11 protein-coding genes are annotated in these 13,723 nt (G+C 73.2%); 2 read left to right on the top strand and 9 right to left on the bottom strand.

Features of this window, described 5'->3' with window-relative positions; translation table 11 throughout:
- Window positions 1–155: 155 nt before the first annotated feature.
- The 5 genes from ABZZ79_RS31445 to rpe form a co-directional block, all read right to left on the bottom strand.
- Window positions 156–1,598, bottom strand: coding sequence for a GuaB1 family IMP dehydrogenase-related protein (locus ABZZ79_RS31445; RefSeq protein ID WP_356694688.1), 1,443 nt, complete (start codon window positions 1,596–1,598; stop codon window positions 156–158).
- 129 nt (window positions 1,599–1,727) lie between these two features.
- A complete protein-coding gene (locus ABZZ79_RS31440) occupies window positions 1,728–2,045 on the bottom strand; it encodes a barstar family protein (RefSeq protein WP_356694567.1) in 318 nt (105 codons plus the stop codon).
- Window positions 2,042–2,419, bottom strand: a complete 378-nt coding sequence (locus ABZZ79_RS31435) for a ribonuclease domain-containing protein (RefSeq protein WP_356694564.1) — start codon at window positions 2,417–2,419, stop codon at window positions 2,042–2,044. The genes ABZZ79_RS31440 and ABZZ79_RS31435 overlap by 4 nt, the downstream gene beginning before the upstream one ends.
- 40 nt (window positions 2,420–2,459) lie before the next feature.
- A complete protein-coding gene (locus ABZZ79_RS31430) occupies window positions 2,460–3,503 on the bottom strand; it encodes a sugar-binding domain-containing protein (protein ID WP_356694562.1) in 1,044 nt (347 codons plus the stop codon).
- Between the two features lie 107 nt (window positions 3,504–3,610).
- A complete protein-coding gene (gene rpe, locus ABZZ79_RS31425; protein WP_356694560.1) occupies window positions 3,611–4,297 on the bottom strand; it encodes a ribulose-phosphate 3-epimerase in 687 nt (228 codons plus the stop codon).
- Window positions 4,298–4,431: 134 nt separating this feature from the next.
- Here rpe and ABZZ79_RS31420 point away from each other — a divergent pair, with 134 nt between their 5' ends.
- The gene (locus tag ABZZ79_RS31420; RefSeq protein WP_356694558.1) at window positions 4,432–6,585 is read left to right on the top strand and encodes an MMPL family transporter; all 2,154 of its coding nucleotides are present in this window, start codon (window positions 4,432–4,434) and stop codon (window positions 6,583–6,585) included.
- Window positions 6,586–7,070: 485 nt separating this feature from the next.
- Here ABZZ79_RS31420 and ABZZ79_RS31415 read toward each other — a convergent pair whose 3' ends face one another.
- Together ABZZ79_RS31415 and fmt are read right to left on the bottom strand one after the other, a co-directional pair.
- Window positions 7,071–8,501: a transcription antitermination factor NusB gene (locus tag ABZZ79_RS31415; protein ID WP_356694556.1), complete on the bottom strand. Its 1,431-nt coding sequence runs from the start codon at window positions 8,499–8,501 to the stop codon at window positions 7,071–7,073.
- Window positions 8,502–8,645: 144 nt separating this feature from the next.
- Complete coding sequence (fmt, locus tag ABZZ79_RS31410; protein ID WP_356694554.1) at window positions 8,646–9,578, bottom strand: methionyl-tRNA formyltransferase; 933 nt, start codon at window positions 9,576–9,578, stop codon at window positions 8,646–8,648.
- Between the two features lie 283 nt (window positions 9,579–9,861).
- On the opposite strand from fmt, the gene ABZZ79_RS31405 reads away from it, so the two are divergent.
- Complete coding sequence (locus ABZZ79_RS31405) at window positions 9,862–10,401, top strand: hypothetical protein (RefSeq protein WP_356694552.1); 540 nt, start codon at window positions 9,862–9,864, stop codon at window positions 10,399–10,401.
- 165 nt (window positions 10,402–10,566) lie between these two features.
- Here the strand turns inward: ABZZ79_RS31405 and ABZZ79_RS31400 are convergent, their stop codons facing one another.
- Together ABZZ79_RS31400 and ABZZ79_RS31395 are read right to left on the bottom strand one after the other, a co-directional pair.
- A complete protein-coding gene (locus ABZZ79_RS31400; protein WP_356694550.1) occupies window positions 10,567–12,714 on the bottom strand; it encodes a primosomal protein N' in 2,148 nt (715 codons plus the stop codon).
- Between the two features lie 655 nt (window positions 12,715–13,369).
- The coding region (locus ABZZ79_RS31395; RefSeq protein ID WP_356694548.1) for a methionine adenosyltransferase domain-containing protein at window positions 13,370–13,723 on the bottom strand (354 nt) is incomplete at its 5' end.

Below are 13,723 nucleotides of genomic sequence, written 5' to 3'. Positions count from 1 at the left end.
TTGCGTTCCTCGCACAGCGGTGGACTTTCGTTGCACGAGGGCTGTCGAGTGTTGCGTTCGGGGCGTTTTCGACCGGTCCGTGACGCGGGCCGTCGGGCGCGCACGACGACGGCCCCCGCCAGGTGGCGGGGGCCGTCGTGGAAGATGTCGGCGCGTCAGCTCCAGCTGGCGTGCAGCGGCTTGCCCTCGGCGTAGCCGGCGGCGCTCTGGACGCCGACGATGGCCTTGTCGGCGAACTCCTGCAGGGAGTTGGCGCCGGCGTAGGTGCACGAGGAGCGGACGCCCGCGATGATCGAGTCGACCAGGTCCTCGACGCCCGGACGGGCCGGGTCGAGGAACATGCGGGAGGTGGAGATGCCCTCCTCGAACAGCGCCTTGCGGGCACGGTCGTAGGACGACTCCTCGGAGGTGCGGTTGCGCACGGCACGCGCCGAGGCCATGCCGAACGACTCCTTGTACGCACGCCCCTGGGCGTCGTGCTGGAGGTCGCCGGGCGACTCGTACGTGCCCGCGAACCAGGAGCCGACCATCACGTTGGAGGCACCGGCCGCGAGGGCCATCGCCACATCACGCGGGTGGCGGACACCGCCGTCGGCCCAGACGTGCTTGCCGTACTTCTTCGCCTCGGCGGCGCACTCCAGCACCGCGGAGAACTGCGGCCGGCCCACACCGGTCATCATCCGGGTGGTGCACATCGCGCCGGGGCCGACCCCGACCTTGATGATGTCCGCGCCCGCGTCGATCAGATCCTTGACGCCCTCCGCGGAGACGATGTTGCCCGCGGCGATCGGCACCTGCGGGTCGAGCGCCCGCACCAGCCGGATCGCGTTGATCATCGACTCCTGGTGGCCGTGCGCGGTGTCGATCACCAGCGTGTCCACGCCCGCGTCCAGCAGCTGCTTGGTCTTGCCGGCCACGTCGCCGTTTATGCCGACGGCGGCCGCGATGCGCAGCCGTCCCTGGGCGTCCACGGCCGGGGTGTAGAGGGTGGCCCGCAGCGCGCCCTTGCGGGTCAGGATGCCGGCCAGCCTGCCCTCGCCGTCCACGGCCGGGGCGTAGCGCCGGTTCGCGGAGTCGAGGGTGGTGAAGGCCTCGCGCGGGTCGATGTCCGCGTCGAGCAGCAGCAGGTCCTTGGACATGACGACCTCGAGCTGCGTGAAGCGGTCCACGCCGGTCAGGTCCTGGTCGGTGACCACGCCGATCGGCCGGTGATCCTCGTCGACGACGACCCCGGCGTTGTGCGCCCGCTTGGGCAGCAGGGCCAGCGCGTCGGCGACCGTCTGGTGCGGAGCCAGCACGATCGGGGTGTCCAGCACCAGGTGACGGCCCTTGACCCAGGAGACGACCTCGGTGACGACCTCGATCGGGATGTCCTGCGGGATGACCACGAGACCACCGCGCCGCGCCATGGTCTCGGCCATCCGGCGGCCGGCGATGGCGGTCATGTTGGCGACGACGAGCGGGATCGTGGTGCCCGAGCCGTCCCGGGAGCTGAGGTCCACACCCTGCCGCGAGCCGACCGCGCTGCGGCTCGGCACCATGAAGACGTCGTCGTACGTCAGGTCGTAGGAGGGCTGGATGTCGTTGAGGAAACGCACGTGCTGCACATCCCAGTCGATCAGAGGCGGCCCCCGGACAGGTCAGCCAGGGGGAAGGAGCACGTACTTCATTGTCCCATGTCAGCCGGTTCGCGATACACGGTCGGTTCGTCCAGGCTGCTCAGGGAGTCAGTGGGAGGATCCTCCAAGGGCGAGCCTCACCGTCAGCGCCGGCATCCCGCCCATCGCCTGGGTGAACACGTCGAGGGCGGTCTCCCACTCCTGCGGCCGGGTGCGGGCGTACGGCCGCCAGCCGCGCACGAGCAGCAGCAGATCGCGGTCGCCGACCTCCTCGGGCCACACGCCCGGGTCGGAGAGGCTGTCCGCGAGGGCGTCCCAGTTGCGGCCGAACCACGCGGGAAGGGCGAGGGTCTCGGCGCAGCGGTCCATCAGGCCCGCCTTGTCCGTCACCCCGTGGAGGTCCAGCTCGACGACGTAGGCCGTCATCTCATCACCGCCCGGAAGCTGTCGTAGTGGTCGTCGGCGCAGTAGAGCTCGCCGCCGCGCCCGGTGACCAGGCGCCGGGCGCCGCGGTCGGGCGAGCCCGGGGTCTCGACGGTGTACTCGTGGTGGTAGCCACGCTCGTGCCCGGGCAGCGGGTGCTCGAAGTTCCCGGAGACCGCGCCGTCGGCCCTGTCGTACGGGAACGGACCGCCCCGGTCGATGAGGGCCGGCGTCTCGCGGGCCTCGGCGGGCAGCTCGGCCACCCGCGCGGTCGGCGGGCCGTCGGCACGGGACGGCGCGTCGGTCCCGGTGCCGGAACAACCGGTCAGCAGAAGGAGCAGGCACAGCAGCGCCCGGGGGACGAACCGCAGCGGCATGTCGTCGATGCTGCCACGGCCGTCCCCGGGTCACACGCCGTCAGACGCCGTCCGGGTCCGCCCGGTTGAGGGCGGGCTTCGGGGCCGGGCCCGCGGTCATCAGGTAGTCCGCGGCCGAGGTGTCCGTCACCAGGGAGGTGACGAGCCCGGAGCGGAGCACCGCGTCGATCGCGGCGGCCTTGCGCTGCCCGCCCGCGATCGCCACGACCTCGGGGATCCGGCGGAGCTGGTCGGCCTTGACCGTGATGCAGCGCTCCCCCAGGTCCCGGCCCACCCGGCGGCCCAGCGTGTCGAACAGGTGCGCCGACATCTCGGCGGCGACGCCGAGCGAGGCGTAGTGCGCCCGCTCCTCGTCGCTGAGCATGTCGTGCACCGTCGAGATGCCCGGCTCCCAGGAGCCGATGGACACACAGGCGACCGTGACCTTGTCGAAGTACTCGAAGGCCCGCGCGATGCCGGTCTGGTTGCGCAGCGCGGCCGCGGTGGCCGCGTCCGGCAGCAGCATCGGCGCGTAGATGGGGTGCGCGTCGCCGCCGGAGACCTGTGCGGCACGCCGCACGGCCTCCACGGAGCCGCGCTCGGCGGTCCCGGCGTCGTACACGCCCGTCAGCTGCACCACCGTGCACGGCGGCAGCCGGTCCAGCGCCGCCGCCATGTGGATGGTGGAGCGGCCCCAGGCCAGGCCCAGGACGTCCCCCTCGTTGACGAGCTCGCCGAGCAGGTCGGCGGCGACCTCCCCGAGGTTCTCGGGGTCGGGGGTCTCCTCGGCCTCGGCCGGGGACTCGACCACGACGGCGTGTCTCAGGCCGTAGCGGGCGCGGAGAGCGTCGGAACGCTCGGCGTCCAGCTCGGCCGGGACGCGGATCTCGATGCGTACGAGATCACGTTCGAGGGCGGTTTCCAGGACCCGGGCCACCTTGAAACGGCTGACGCCGAACTCCTCGGCGATCTGGATCTTGGACTTGCCCTCGAGGTAGAAGCGGCGGGCCATGGCCGCCGCCTGCACCAGCTCAGCGGGTCCCATCCGCATGGCTGACCGGCCCGCCGACATACCCGACACGGCGATCTCCTCACTGCTGTTCACACTCTGGATTCGCCGCTCATCCTCGCAGATCCGGCGCACTTGATCCGCCCTGATGGGCGCCGTTCAAGTTTCCTTGGCCGAGTGGTCGCACGCCAAGGAAGACCTACTCAGTGGTCACATGCCCAGGAGGCTCTGGCCGTCGCCGAGTCCGCCTGCGCTCGCAGGGCCCGGACCGCCTCGGCCGGGTCCTCGGCCCCGTACACCGCCGAACCCGCCACGAAGACGTCGGCTCCGGCGTCCGCGCAGCGCTCGATGGTGGCGGCCGAGACGCCACCATCGACCTGAAGCCACAGCTCAAGGCCGTGCTTGCTGATCAACTCGCGGGTGCGGCGAATCTTCGGAAGCATGATGTCGAGGAACGCCTGGCCGCCGAAGCCCGGTTCGACGGTCATGATCAGCAGCATGTCGAGCTCGGGCAGCAGATCCTCGTAGGGTTCGATGGGCGTCGCCGGCCTCAGTGCCATCGAGGCTTTCGCGCCCTTCGCCCGGATCTCCCGCGCGAGCCGCACCGGAGCGGCGGCCGCCTCGACATGGAAGGTGACCGAGGAGGCACCCGCCTCCACGTACTGGGGGGCCCAGCGATCGGGGGCCTCGATCATCAGATGACAGTCCAGCGGAACGTCCGTCGCACGGGCCAGGGATTCTACGACCGGCACACCGAGCGTGAGGTTCGGGACGAAATGGTTGTCCATGACGTCGACGTGGAGCCAGTCGGCTCCGTCCACCGCCCTGGCCTCGTCCGCGAGGCGGGCGAAGTCGGCGGACAGGATGCTGGGGTTGATCTGCGCGGCCATGTCCTAAGCCTATGCGCTGCGCTCGGCTTGAGCCGTTGGGGTGCCGAGCGGCTGAATTTTTTCGCCGACCGCGGGCTGCCCGTGGCTGGTCGCGCCGTTCCTCGCGCCCCTAGGGTGCTGGTGGGGAGGTCTCAATGACAGGCAACCCGGGTATCGCGCATCTGGTCTGCGGGCGGCGGGCGAAGTGGGTCGTCCTCGTCCTGTGGCTGATCGTGCTCTTCGTGGCCGCGCCCTTCGCGCAGAAGCTGGGCGACGCGCAGGACAACGACGCGGCCTCCTGGTTGCCGGGGTCCGCGGAGTCCACGCAGGTGCTGGAGGCGTCCAAGGACTTCCGGCCCGAGCAGATCCCGGCCGTCGTGATCTACGCCCGGGACAGCGGGCTCACCGTCGAGGACCGGGCGCAGATCCAGGACGACGTGGCGCAGCTGAAGCAGCTCACCGACCACGGGATCATCGGGGACGAGACGCGCGGGCCGGCCTACGACCGCGAGGTCGCTCCGCGGGCCGCGCAGGTGTCCGTGCCGATCACGATGGACGAGCAGGGCTGGGACCGGATCGCGCCCGCGGTCGACTCCATCCGGGACGTCGTCGGTGAGAGCGGCGGCGGGATGGCCGTGCACATCACCGGACCGGGCGGCACCTCGGCGGACTTCTCCGAGGCGTTCGAGGGCATCGACTCCACCTTGCTGCTGGCCGCGATGGGCGTCGTCGTCGTGATGCTGCTGATCACCTATCGCAGCCCGACCCTGTTGCTGGTGCCTGTGGTCGCGGTGATCGCCGCGCTGTTCACCGCGCAGGCGCTGATCTACTTCCTCGCCGAGTACGCGGGGCTGACGGTGAACGGCCAGAGCGCGGGCATCCTGACCGTCCTGGTGTTCGGCGCGGGCACCGACTACGCGCTGCTGCTCGTCGCCCGATATCGCGAGGAACTGCGCCGGCACGAGGACCGGCACGAGGCGATGGCGCTCGCCCTGCACCGGGCGGGCCCGGCGGTGATCGCCTCCGGCGCGACCGTCGTGCTGAGCATGCTGATGCTGCTCGCGGCGGAGATGAACTCCACCCGGGGCCTCGGACCGGTCGCGGCCATCGGCGTGGCCGTCGCCCTGGTGGCGATGATGACGCTGTTCCCGGCCCTGCTGGTGATCTGCGGCCGGTGGATCTTCTGGCCGGTGATCCCGCACCTCGGTGCCCCGAACCCGCATGAGCGGGGCGTGTGGGCGAAGATGGGCCGCCGGATGTCCGACCGGCCGCGCATGGTCTGGGTCATCACGGGGCTGATCCTTGCGGTCTGCTCGCTCGGCCTGATCCAGTTGCGCGCGGAGGGCATCTCCAACGCGGACGCGTTCACCGGGAAACCGGACTCGATCACGGGTCAGGAGATCTCGGAGGAGTACTTCCCCGCGGGCAGCGGCGATCCGCTCGTCATCATCTCCAACGAGGCACAGGCCCGGCAGGTGGGCCTGACCGTCGCCGGGACCGAAGGGGTCGTGCCGACCTCGCTCGGGCTGCCACCGGGCACCAAACCCGTACACGAGGGCAAGGTGCTGTTCGAGGCGACGATGACCGCCCCGGCCGACAGCGAGGCCGCGAAGCAGACCGTGGAGCGGGTCCGGGACGCCGTGCACGCGGTGCCCGACGCGGACGCCCAGGTGGGCGGCGGCACGGCCGCGCTGCTCGACATGGACAAGGCGACCACGCACGACAACATCGTGATCATCCCGCTGGTGCTGGTCGTGGTGCTGCTGATCCTGTGCGCCCTGCTGCGCGCGCTGATCGCCCCGCTGCTGCTGATCGGCACGGTGATCCTGTCGTTCGCGGCGGCCCTCGGCATCAGCGCCTTCGCGTTCCGGCACATCTTCGACTACGCGGGCGAGTCGACGGACTTCCCGTTGTTCGTGTTCGTGTTCCTGGTCGCCCTGGGCATCGACTACAACATCTTCCTCACCACACGCATCCGCGAGGAGGCTGCCCACCACGGCACCCGGCAGGGCGTGATCACGGGGCTCGCGGCCACCGGCGCGGTCATCACCTCGGCCGGTCTGGTGCTGGCCGGCACCTTCGCCGCCCTGGGCACGCTGCCGATGGTCGCCTTCGCCGAGATCGGCTTCGCGGTCGCCCTCGGCGTGCTCATCGACACCTTCATCGTCCGGTCGGTGCTGGTCACGGCCCTGTTCCTGGACGTCGGCCCGAAGGTGTGGTGGCCAGGTCCGCTATCGAAGGAGGACGGCGGAACAGCCCCCCGAGGGGCGCGGGGAACTACGCGAGAAACCACCGTGAACCCGCACTAGCGCCCCGGCCGGGACCCCTACGGCACGGTCCACCGGCGGACTCCCACGGGGAGGGCCCGCCGGTGGCCCGCCCCTGGACGGGGCGATCCGTCGGCGGACGGGGCGGTCCGTCGGGAGACGCCTACGACGCGGTCCGCCGGATCAGCGCCAGATACATCGCGTCCGTCCCGTGCAGATGCGGCCACGTCCGGTCGGTGCTGGTCACGGCCCCGTTCCCGGACGTCGACCCGAAGGTGTGGTGGCCAGGTCCGCTATCGAAGGAGGACGGCGGAACAGCCCCCCGAGGGGCGCGGGGAACTACGCGAGAAACCACGGTGAACCCGCACTAGCGCCCCGGCCGGGACCCCTACGGCACGGTCCACCGGTGGACTCCCACAGCGAAGGCCCGCCGGTGGACGGAGCGGCCCGCCCGTGGACGGGGCGATCCGCCCGTAGACGGGGCGATCCGTCGGCGAACCCCTACGGCACGGTCCGCCGGGAGACGCCTACGACGCGGTCCGCCGGATCAGCGCCAGATACATCGCGTCCGTCCCGTGCAGATGCGGCCACAGCTGTACGTCCGGACCCTCGCCCAGCTCCGGCACACCCGGCAGCAGCGGCCGGGCGTCGATCAGCTCGGCGTCCGGGAACTGCTTGAGCACGTCGGAGACCACCGACCGCGTCTCCGCCAGGTGCGGCGAACAGGTGGCGTAGCCGACGATCCCGCCGACCCGCACCGACTCCAGGGCGGTGCGCAGCAGGGCCCGCTGGAGCGGCCCGAAGCCGTCCAGGTCCTCCGGGCGGCGCCGCCAGCGCGCCTCGGGACGGCGCCGCAGGGCACCGAGGCCGGTGCAGGGCACGTCCATCAGCACCCGGTCGAAGGAGCCGGGCCGCCACGGCGGCCGTGTGCCGTCGGCGGCGATCACCTGGTAGGGCCCGGGGTTGCCGTCCAGGGCCTTGGCGACCAGGCCGGCCCGGTGCGGCTGCTTCTCGCTCGCCAGCAGCACGGCGCCGCGCTGCGCGGCGAGGGCGGCGAGCAGGGCCGCCTTGCCGCCGGGACCCGCGCAGCCGTCCAGCCACTTCTCGTCGGGCCCGTCGAGCGGGGCGTTCGCCAGGGCGAGCGCCACGAGCTGGCTGCCCTCGTCCTGGACGCCCGCGCGGCCCTCCCGCACGGCCTCGATCGCGCCGGGCTCGCCGCCCTCGGTGAGCCGCACGGCGTACGGCGACCAGCGCCCCGCCACCGCGGCCTCCTCGCCGAGCAGTTCCCCGGTCGTGGCCCGGCCGGGCCGGGCGACCAGGGTGACCTCGGGCCGCTCGTTGTCGGCGGCCAGCAGCTTCTCGATGCCCGCGCGGTCGCCGCCCAGCGAGTCCCACAGTGCCGAGACGACCCAGCGGGGATGCGAGTGCACCACGGCCAGATGGTCCTCCGGGTCCTCGTCGTACGACGGGGCGACCCGGGCCAGCCAGCCGTCGAGGTCGTCCTGCGCGATCTTGCGCAGCACCGCGTTGACGAACTTCGCCCGGCCGTCGCCGAGCACCACCCGCGCGAGCTCCACGGTGGCCGACACGGCAGCGTGGGAGGGGATGCGGGTGCCGAGCAGCTGATGGGCCCCGAGGCTCAGCACGTCCAGGACCGGCGGGTCGACCTCCCGCAGCGGCCGGTCCACGCACTCCGCGATGATCGCGTCGTACGTCCCCTGGCGCCGCAGCGTCCCGTACACCAGCTCGGTCGCCAGCGCCGCGTCCCGTGCGTCGAACTTCTCCGGGCCCTCCTTCTCCCGCGCCTTGCGCAGCAGGGGCGGCAGCACGAGGTTGGCGTACGCGTCCCGCTCGTCCACCGCGCGCAGCGCGTCGAAGGCGAGGATGCGGACGGGGTCCTTCTGGGGCCGCCGGTAGGGCTTGCCGGCCGTACGGGGCCGACGGGAGGTGTCGCTCACGAAAAAGGTGCTCCGGATCTCTGTATACGGTCTGCGCCCAGCGTACGTCGGCCGCGGGGCGGGTGCGCGGGCGCGAGGACCGGGGCGCACGCGGGAGCGCGCCGCCGTTCGCGACGCGGGCGCGCAGCCGGGTCCCCGGCGGCCTCACGACCCGACGCTCTCCCCGTCCGCGATGCGCACGCCGCGCGCCCAGTCCGCGGCCTTCATCGGCTTCTTGCCCTGCGCCTGCACCCACAGCAGCTCGACGGCGTAGGAGCCGGTGCCGACATGGACGCTGTTCTTGCCGACGGCGAGACAGCCGGGCGCGAGGTCGGTGCGGTCGGGTGTGGGGGCGACATGGATGAGCTTCAGGCGCTCGCCGCGGAAGGTCGTCCAGGCACCGGGCGCGGGCGTGCAGCCCCGCACCACCCGGTCGACGCGCAGGGCGGGAGCGGACCAGTCGATGTGGGCGTCCTCGACGGTGATCTTCGGGGCGAGCGTGATGCCGTCGGCGGGCTGCGGTACGGCCTTCAGGGTGCCGTCCTCGATGCCGTCCATGGTCGCGGCGAGCAGCCCGGCACCGGCGAAGGCGAGGCGGGTGAGCAGGTCACCGCTGGTGTCGGTGGGGCGGATCACCTCGGTGACGGTGCCGTAGAGGGGGCCGGAGTCCAGTCCCTCCTCGATCAGGAAGGTGGAGGCGCCGGTGATCTCGTCGCCCGCCATGAGGGAGTGCTGCACGGGCGCGGCCCCCCGCCACGCGGGCAGCAGCGAGAAGTGCAGGTTGACCCAGCCCTGCGCGGGGATGTCGAGGGCGACGCGCGGCAGCAGGGCGCCGTAGGCCACGACGGGACAGCAGTCGGGTGCGATCTCCCGCAGCCGCTCCAGGAATTCGGGGTCGCGCGGCTTCACCGGCTTGAGCACCTCGATGCCGGACTCCTCCGCCCGCTCGGCGACAGGGCTCGCGACCAGCCTGCGCCCCCGCCCGGCCGGTGCGTCGGGCCGGGTGACGACGGCGGCCACCTCGTGCCGCCCGGAGGCGATGAGAGCGTCCAGAGCGGGAACGGCGACCTCGGGGGTACCGGCGAAGACAAGCTTCATGTGTGGGTTGGGGCCTCTCGGGCGGGGTCGGACGGGCGACGCACAAGTCTATGACGAGGCCCGCGCGAGGCAGGCGGCGATTTCACCGGGGACCTGGCGCCCCCTCAGGAGGAACCGGCGGCCGGGGGGTGCGCGGGTGGCCGGGCGGCGTACGCATATGCCCGTACGCCCCCAGCCCGTGACCAGCGGGGCGCAGACGCGTTGGTCAAGAAAGAGTTGACCACAAGGGGCCGCTTTCCCGCCCCGATTCCTTCTCCTCAACGCCGGTTCGAGAGGCTTGTTCATGGCCGACCACGCAACCCACGACGCCCAGGCTCGGGCCAGCCTGCACTTGCTGGTGCGGGACATCGAGCGGGTCCGCCGGCAGGTGGACGCACTGCGCACCCTCACCGCCCAGCTGGGCAACGTCTACCGCCCGCGCCGCTCCGGCCCCTCCACGGGCTTCGTCGTCTACGGACGAGCCCCCGCCCCCACGGTCCGCCTCGCCCAGGAACTGCGGGACAGTGTCGAGACCCTGGTCACGGCCGCGGTCGACTTCGACCGCTCGCTCGGCTTCTCCTGGGACGCGGTGGGCTCCGCGCTCGGCGTCACCAAGCAGGCCGTGCACCGCCGATACGGCTCCCGCCGCGCCGCCGCCCCCGCGACCGCCGAGGCCGAGCACACGGAGTCGTCGGGCACCCGCACGGTCAACGTCCCCACCGGTCTCCCGGCGGTACCGACCGTCCCCGCGGCCCGCTCCATGCCCACCCAGCCGACCGCGGGCAGCCCGTCCCTGCGCGAGGACCCCCGCCCGACGACCTTCCCCGGCCCGCGCAACGGCTGACGCTCCCGCCTCCGACTGCCCTCCCGCCGTACGACGGCCCGGGAGGGCAGCGGCGTGCGGGGACGCGGAGCACTCCCGCGGGGTACGGGGGCGCGGAGCACTCCCGCCACGACGGCACCGTCCTGGCGGGGGCGGAGCACTCCCCCACGAGGGCACCGACAGCCCTCAACCGATGTCGGGAGGATCGATCCGCACCCGGACCCCCTCGTCGCTCCCCCGGGCCATCCGCGCGGCCTGAGCGGCCTTCAGAGCGGCCGCCAGCGCCGCCCCGCTCCCCGTGGGGACGCGGACCAGCGCGCGGTCCCAGTGCTCGCCCGGCGGCGGCGCCCCCGGGCGGCGCGGGCGGCCGGGCGGGGTGACCGGCAGCGGCACCGGGCCCAGCACCTCGGCCCCGCCGGGCAGGTCGACCGCGCCGAGGAAGCCCGCGACCACCTCGGGCGGACCGGACACGGCGGCCATCCGGGAGACCGGCGGGAAGCCCAGTTCGGCCCGCTCGGCGAGCTCGCGCACCGCGTGTCCCACGGGGTCCCAGCGCACGAGCGCCTGCACCGGCCGCAGCGTGGGGTCGGCGATCACGACCACCGTGCCGCCCGCCGACTGCTCCCGCACCAGCGCTGCCGCGCCGATCCACCGCCGCAGCGCGTCCTCACCGGCGCGCAGATCGGGCCGCCCGAGCATCGCCCAGCCGTCCAGCAGCAGTGCCGCCGCGTAGCCGCCCTCGGCGACCGGTTCGGCCCCGGGCGTGCTCACCACGAGCGCGGGCGTCCCGGGGACGGTGTCCAGCACGTGTTCGCGCCCGGAGGTGCGCACCGGGACCTTGGGGAAGGCCCGCCCCAGTTCCTCGGCGGTGCGCCGCGCCCCGACGATCTGCGCGCGCAGCCGGAAGGACCCGCACTCGGGGCAGTGCCACGCGTTCTCCTCCTTGCCGCACCAGTCGCACCGCGTCGTCCCGGCCTCGCTCCCCTGGAGCGGCCCGGCACAGTGCCGGCAGCGGGCGGGCGCGCGGCACTGCGCGCAGGCCATCCGCGGCACGTATCCGCGCCTGGGCACCTGCACCAGCACGGGCCCCTGCCGCAGCCCCTCCCGGACGGCCTGCCAGGCCAGGGTCGGCAGCCGGGCGGCGCGGGCGGCCTCGTCGCGGGCCAGGTCCTGGTCGCCGACGGTGCGCACCAGAGGGGTGAGGCTCCGCACCCGCTCCCTCGCGGCGACCAGCGGTCTCGCCCAGCCGCTCTCCACGAGCTGCGCGGCCTCCACGGTGCAGCTGAGCCCGCCGAGCAGGAAGCCGCATCGGTCCTGTGCGGCCCGCAGGAGCAGGACCTCGCGGGCGTGGGGCTGAGGCGCGTGCTGTTCGCTGTGGCTGTCGTCCCCGTCGTCCCAGAGGGCGACGAGCCCGAGGTCCTGGACGGGCGCGAACATGGCGGCCCGGGTCCCGACGACGGCCCGCACACTGCCCCGTCGTACGGCCAGCCACTCCCGGTACCGCTTCTCCGGCCCGGCGTCCGCCGTGAGCAGTGCGTGCCTGCCCTCGCCCAGCAGCGCGGTCAGGGCCGCGTCGACCCGCGCGGCGACGCGTCCGTCCGGGACGACGACCAGTGCGCCCCGCCCGCAGGCGAGCGTCGCGGCGACGGCCCGCGCGAGCTCCTCGCTCCACCACGGCCCCGGCAGCGCGTTCCACACGGCCCGCGGGGAGCCTCCGGAGGCGAGCGACTCCAGGAAGGCGGGGCCGTGCTCGTAGCGCGTCCACGGGCCGGGCTCGGGCCGGGCGGGCGGCGGCAGCGGAGCGGGCGAGGGTCGCTGCTCGGCCCGTGCGCTGCGCGGGGGTACGGCGAGCTGGAGCACGTCGGCGAGGCTGCCGGCGTACCGGTCGGCGACGGCCCGTGCGAGGGAGAGCAGTTCTTCGCTGAGCACCGGCTCCGGGGACACGACCTGGGCCAGCGCGGCCAGCGGCCCGGAGTAGTCGGACTCGGCCCGCCGCTCGACGAGGAACCCGTCGATCAGGCCGCCGCCTTCCCGGCGTCCTTCCCGCACCCGGTGCCGCCCGGCCCCGAACCGTACGCGTACGCGCACACCCGGCTGGGCGTCGGTGTCCAGTTCCTCCGGCACGGCGTAGTCGAAGTACCGGTCGAGATGCAGTACGCCCTTGTCGACCAGCACGCGTGCGACGGGCAGTTCCCTGGCGAGCGCGGCCCCGCGCCAGGTCCGAGGCTTGGCCCGCGGCTTGCCGGCCTGGCGCAGACTCTCGCGAATGAGCGCGAGCTGCTCGGGCGGCGCCCCCTCGGCACCGCCCTCCACCGGCTTGTTCTCCCCGCTCACGCTTGCATTCTTACCAAATGCCACTGACAGCGGGACTCCGGCCGGGGCGGGAGAGCCGCTCACGGAGGGGCCCGGGAGCCGGGCCGTGTTCGAGGGCTCTCCCGAGATCAGGGCGGCAGCGGGTCGAGAAATTCCAGATTCACCGCACGCACCGGGCGTACTCCACTGAAGGAACCGCGGCCTGCGCACCGGGAGAGCGGCCACAGCCTAGTGCCCCGACAGGCAACGTTCGCCCCGTCGCGACGCCCGGCACGCCCTCTCGCCGCACCGGGCACAGACCCAAGTACATCCAGTACGAGGGCCTGCACCCGGCACACCGAGAGCACGCGCCGGACGCCGCTCCTTGACGGGCAAACGCTGCCTGCCGGGGCACTAGAGATCACCACCGGGTGCGCGCCAGCCCTTTCGCACCACCCGGAACCACCCGGAACCACCCGGAACCACCCGAGGCCGAGCGCCACCGAGCACGCGCCGATGCCCGCCCCACCGAGCACGCGCCGCTTCCTGTCCCGCCGGGCACACGCCGCCCAACCGGCCGCACCGGACACGCACACGCACGCCGGGCACACGCCTCCCACCCCGCCGTACCCGACACGCACGCGCCGAGGCCCGGCCCCCCGAAGGGAACCGGGCCTCGGCCGGGTCGTGCGGAGCCTTACAGGCCGGCCGCCGTGCGCAGCGCGTCCACGCGGTCGGTGCGCTCCCAGGTGAAGTCGGGCAGCTCACGGCCGAAGTGGCCGTAGGCGGCGGTCTGGGCGTAGATCGGGCGCAGCAGGTCGAGGTCGCGGATGATCGCGGCCGGACGCAGGTCGAAGACCTCGTCGATGGCCTTTTCGATCTTCTCGGTCTCGACCTTGTTGGTGCCGAAGGTCTCGACGAACAGACCGACCGGCTCGGCCTTGCCGATCGCGTACGCGACCTGGACCTCGCAGCGCGAGGCGAGGCCCGCGGCGACGATGTTCTTGGCGACCCAGCGCATGGCGTAGGCGGCGGAGCGGTCGACCTTGGA

It is taken from the genome of Streptomyces sp. NPDC006458, from assembly GCF_040612135.1.
Classification (GTDB): Bacteria; Actinomycetota; Actinomycetes; order Streptomycetales; family Streptomycetaceae; genus Streptomyces.
The sequence above is the reverse complement of the archived record's forward strand: the minus strand, read 5'-3'. Positions and strand labels throughout refer to the sequence as shown.

Excerpts from the sequence above, each read along its gene's own strand:
- rpe (WP_356694560.1), bottom strand. The coding sequence starts at position 4,297 with ATGGCCGCGCAGATCAACCCCAGCATCCTGTCCGCCGACTTCGCCCGC.
- ABZZ79_RS31440 (WP_356694567.1), bottom strand. The coding sequence starts at position 2,045 with ATGACGGCCTACGTCGTCGAGCTGGACCTCCACGGGGTGACGGACAAG.
- ABZZ79_RS31435 (WP_356694564.1), bottom strand. The coding sequence starts at position 2,419 with ATGCCGCTGCGGTTCGTCCCCCGGGCGCTGCTGTGCCTGCTCCTTCTG.
- fmt (WP_356694554.1), bottom strand. The coding sequence starts at position 9,578 with ATGAAGCTTGTCTTCGCCGGTACCCCCGAGGTCGCCGTTCCCGCTCTG.
- ABZZ79_RS31420 (WP_356694558.1), top strand. The coding sequence starts at position 4,432 with ATGACAGGCAACCCGGGTATCGCGCATCTGGTCTGCGGGCGGCGGGCG.
- ABZZ79_RS31405 (WP_356694552.1), top strand. The coding sequence starts at position 9,862 with ATGGCCGACCACGCAACCCACGACGCCCAGGCTCGGGCCAGCCTGCAC.